The 4,193-nt window shown below is 60.8% G+C and carries 4 protein-coding genes; 2 read left to right on the top strand and 2 right to left on the bottom strand.

What is annotated here, in order from left to right; translation table 11 throughout:
- Positions 1–677, bottom strand: a 677-nt coding sequence (locus ENZ74_RS23875; protein ID WP_127313028.1) for a flagellar motor switch protein FliM, incomplete at its 3' end; no start/stop codon positions are given.
- A gap of 32 nt (positions 678–709) precedes the next feature.
- Positions 710–1,585 carry a flagellar motor stator protein MotA gene (gene motA, locus ENZ74_RS23870; protein ID WP_013529803.1) on the bottom strand — a complete coding sequence of 292 codons (876 nt, stop codon included), beginning with the start codon at positions 1,583–1,585 and terminating at the stop codon, positions 710–712.
- Between the two features lie 147 nt (positions 1,586–1,732).
- Here motA and ENZ74_RS23865 point away from each other — a divergent pair, with 147 nt between their 5' ends.
- Positions 1,733–3,544 (top strand): DUF1217 domain-containing protein, encoded by a 1,812-nt coding sequence (locus ENZ74_RS23865; protein WP_063168915.1) that lies wholly within the window; start codon positions 1,733–1,735, stop codon positions 3,542–3,544.
- Positions 3,545–3,551: 7 nt separating this feature from the next.
- On the top strand, positions 3,552–4,193 hold a 642-nt coding region (flgF, locus tag ENZ74_RS23860), incomplete at its 3' end, for a flagellar basal-body rod protein FlgF (RefSeq protein WP_127313027.1).

Below are 4,193 nucleotides of genomic sequence, written 5' to 3'. Positions count from 1 at the left end.
TCCGAAAAGCGGGCGCGCCAGCTGGGGCCGTGATCGTCGTCGCTGACAGGCACGGCTCCGTCGCGGCTGGCCAGCACGACGCGCTGCGGCATCGTCACCGTCACGGTGCCACTGTCGGCCGGCGTCGAGATGCCAAGCACGATGCGGATTGCCGCGCCATCGCGCAGCACGTACCGCTTCGCCTCGGTGCCCGACATTGCCCGCGGCGCGGGCAGGCGCAGGTCGAGCGAACGCTTTCCCGATCCGTTGAGGGCCTGTGCGACCTGCTGGAACACCATGGTCGAAACATCGATTTCGATTTGCGACAGATCGCGTTCGATCGGCGATGCCGGCAGATCCGGGTCGCCGCCGAACAGCGTGCAGACCATGATGGCGATCGCCGGAGCATCGATTACCAGGGTCATCGCATCGGAGGACGCCGACGAGCCGATCACGGTCATCGCAAACGTGTCGCCGGCACGCGAACGCGCCTCGGGAACGCGGCTGACCTCGATCGCTTTGAGATCGACGACGACCGGAACGCCAAACTCGCTGGTCAGGGTTTTCTGCAGCAGCGGCACGGCGCGTTCGGCCATGGCGCGGCCTGCGTCGATGACCTGCGCGGCCTCACCGCTGTCGCCGACCAGACGCTCGATGATCAGCGAGCGCGCTTCCGCTGGACTGCCCAGGCTGGTCATGACAGTGCCGGGACCGATCTGTCGCGCATCGTTCAGGCGGCCTTCTTTTCGACGGTGCCGGTATTCATCGTGCTCTGCTCGACCGCGTCGATCGTCGGCCGTTCATAGGACGAGATGGTCTTGCGGCCGAACTCGATCGCCACCTGCGGCAGCGCGCCGTTCATGTAGGCCAACAGCGTCTGCTTGACGATGATATAGAGGCGGTTCTTCTTCTCGCGCACTGTCTTGATCTTGGTGGCGACCGGTCCGACCACAGAATAGGACAGGAAGATGCCGAGGAACGTTCCGACAAGCGCGGCACCAATCAAACCGCCGAGAATTTCCGGCGACTGGTCGAGCGCGCCCATCGCCTTGACCACGCCGAGCACGGCGGCGACGATGCCGAGCGCCGGCAGGCCATCGCCCACCGCCACCATCGCGTGATAGGCCTTCATCTTGTCGGACCTGATGGTCTGGATTTCTTCGTCCATCAGCGCCTCGATCTCGTGCGAGCGGGCATTGCCGATGATGATGATGCGGCAGTAGTCGCAGATGAAATGCGTCAGATCGTGGTTATGCAGCACGGTTGGGAACGCCTGGAAAATCGCCGACTCTTCCGGATTGTCGATATGCGCCTCGACCTCGCTGCGGGATTTCGAGCGCAGCTCGCGCATCAGCGAGTGCAGCACGCCGAGCGTTTCGAGATAGTCCTGTTCCTTCGGCACCGCCTGCTTGAAGGCTTCGAGAATGCCCTTGCCGGTATCCTTGACCGTCTTCATCGGATTGGCGACGAGGAAGGTGCCAAAAGCCGCACCACAGATGATCACTGCCTCCCAGGGCTGGATCAGCACGTGAAGATGGCCGCCCATGGCCATGAAGCCGCCAAGGACGCAGCCGAGCGTTACCACCAGTCCAATCAGAATGCCCACGACAGGTCCTTCCGCATTTCACATCAGGAGCTAGGGATAGCCCCCGTGCCTTGTGTGAGGCTTGAATCGAAGGCGTCGGAGACGATTCAGTTTCGCGCAAGGAAGTAGGGGTATTGTCCGGACATAGCTTCGGCCGGAGGCACCTCTTTGCTTAATACCTTTACCAGCTACCAGCTCATCACCAGGGACATTTCAAAGTCGATCGACAGGATCGAGCAGCAGCCCGTGGTTGATCGCGACACCAAGTATTATCTGGACAACATCACCAAGGTGAAATCGATCGACGATTTCGTCAAGAATGACCGTTTGTTCAAATATGCCATGAAGGCCTACGGGCTCGAGGACATGGCTTACGCCAAGGCCTTCATGGTCAAGGCACTCAAGGAAGGCGTCTCCGATCCCAACAGCTTCGCCAACAAGCTGACCGACAAGCGTTACGCCGAATTCGTCAGGGCCTTCAATTTCGCCGCCAACGGCACCAGTACGACTGTCTACAACAAGGCGCAGCAACTGGTGACCAGCAACTATGCGCTGCAAGTCCAGATCGGCGCCTCGCAGAAGGGGCTCCCTTACTACCAGAGCGAAACCGCCTACTACGTCACCAACATCGCCAAGGTTAGATCGGTCGACGACCTGATGGGCGACAGCCGCCTGCTGACATATGCGATGGCCGCTTTCGGACTCGACGCCGCAACCGAACCTGCCGCAACCGTCAAGGCGATGCTCGAAGGTGGCGTCAGCGATCCCGACAGTCCCGCCAACAAACTGCCCGACAAGAGCTACGCCAAATTCGTCGCAGCCTTCGACTTCGCCCAGTATGGCGATCAGACGACCATGCGCGACGATGTCCAGCAGGCGGTGCCGAAAGGATACATGGCCGGAGCCGGACTGACATTGGTCGAGCCAAGCGCGCAATATATCAAGGGCGAGGCCGATTATTACGCGGCAAACATTTCCAAGGTGACGTCGATCGACAACCTCATGGCGGACAAGCGCCTGCTCACCTTCGCCATGGCTTCCTACGGACTTGATGCGTCAACCGAAACGCCGCAGCAGATCCGCACAATGCTCGAGGGCGGCGTCAGCGACCCCGACAGCCCAGCAAACAAGCTGACGGATAAACGGTACGCCAACTTCGTCACGGCCTTCAACTTTGCCCAATATGGCGATCAGACAACGTCGCGCGACGAAGTGCAGAAAGACACCCCGAAAATCTATACGACGGAGTCGGCGCTTGGCCTGATCGCGCCGAATGCGGACTACATCAAGTCGGAGACCGCGTACTACCTTGCCAACGTCACGAACGTGAAATCCATCGACGACCTGATGGCCAACAGCCGATTGTACAACTACGTGCTCTCGGCCTACGGACTGGACCCGGCGACGGAAAGCAAGGACCTCATCCGCAACGTTCTTGCCGGCGGCATTCGCGACGCCGACAGCGTCGCCAACAAGATGACCAACAAGGCCTATGCCGGGCTGGCCGCCGCCTTCAACTTCGAACAACATGGCGAAGCGGCCACCACCATCAATCCGGCGCAGCAGCCGACCGTCGACAAATACATGCGCCAGACCCTCGAAGAGGATGCCGGCCAGACCAACCAGGGCGTGCGGCTGGCGCTTTATTTCGATCGCAAGGCCCCAACCATCACCAGTTGGTATGACGTGCTGGCCGACACTGCGCTTGCCAGTGTCGTGCGCACCGTGCTCGGCCTGCCCGATTCCTTCGCCACCGCCGATGTCGACAAGCAGGCGCAGCTGTTCGAGCAGAAACTCGACATCTCGGATTTCTCCGACCCCGAGAAACTCGGCAAGTTCCTGACGCGCTTCACCAGTATGTACGAGATCAACAACCCGACTTCATCGGCCGTCACCTCGGTCAGCGTGCTGTTTGCCCAGCCACTCACCGTCGGCATCTCCACCGACCTGATGATGGCCATGCAGAAACTGAGGTTCTGAGACCATCATGCGGGACAGCCTGTACGTCGCTCTTTCATCGCAGATCGCGCTCGAGCGGCGCCTCGACACCATCGCCGACAACGTCGCCAACGCCTCCACGATCGGCTTTCGCGCCACCGGCGTGAAGTTCGAGGACGTCGTCTCTGGCACCGGGCAGAAATCGGTGTCATTCGCCTCCCCGGGCAAGACCTACCTTTCCGGCGCCCACGGTGCCTTGAGCGAGACCGGAAATCCCTTCGATTTCGCCATCCAGGGCGATGCCTGGTTCGCTATAGAGACGCCGGTCGGCACCGTCATGACCCGCGACGGCCGTTTTTCGATGAACGAGAACGGCGAACTGATGTCGATCGAAGGCCACCCGGTGCTCGATGCCGGCGGCTCGCCGATCCAGCTTGACCCCCGCAACGGTCCGCCCAAGGCCGGGGCCGATGGTTCGTTGCGCCAGAACGATCAGCTTGTCGGATCGATCGGCCTCTACAATTTCGATCCAGGCGCGAACTTCGTCCGCTATGGCAATTCCGGCATTGTTCCGGCACGCACCCCGGAGCCTGTCACCGATCGCTCCGATATCGGCGTTGCCCAAGGTTTTCTCGAAGAGTCCAATGTCAATCCGGTGCTGGAGATCACCAGGTTGATCATGGTCCAGCGC

Origin of the sequence: Mesorhizobium sp. M7A.F.Ca.CA.002.15.2.1, from assembly GCF_003998715.1 — a bacterium.
In the GTDB taxonomy this organism is placed as follows: Bacteria; Pseudomonadota; Alphaproteobacteria; order Rhizobiales; family Rhizobiaceae; genus Mesorhizobium; species Mesorhizobium ciceri.
This window is presented reverse-complemented; position numbering and strand designations above follow the sequence as displayed.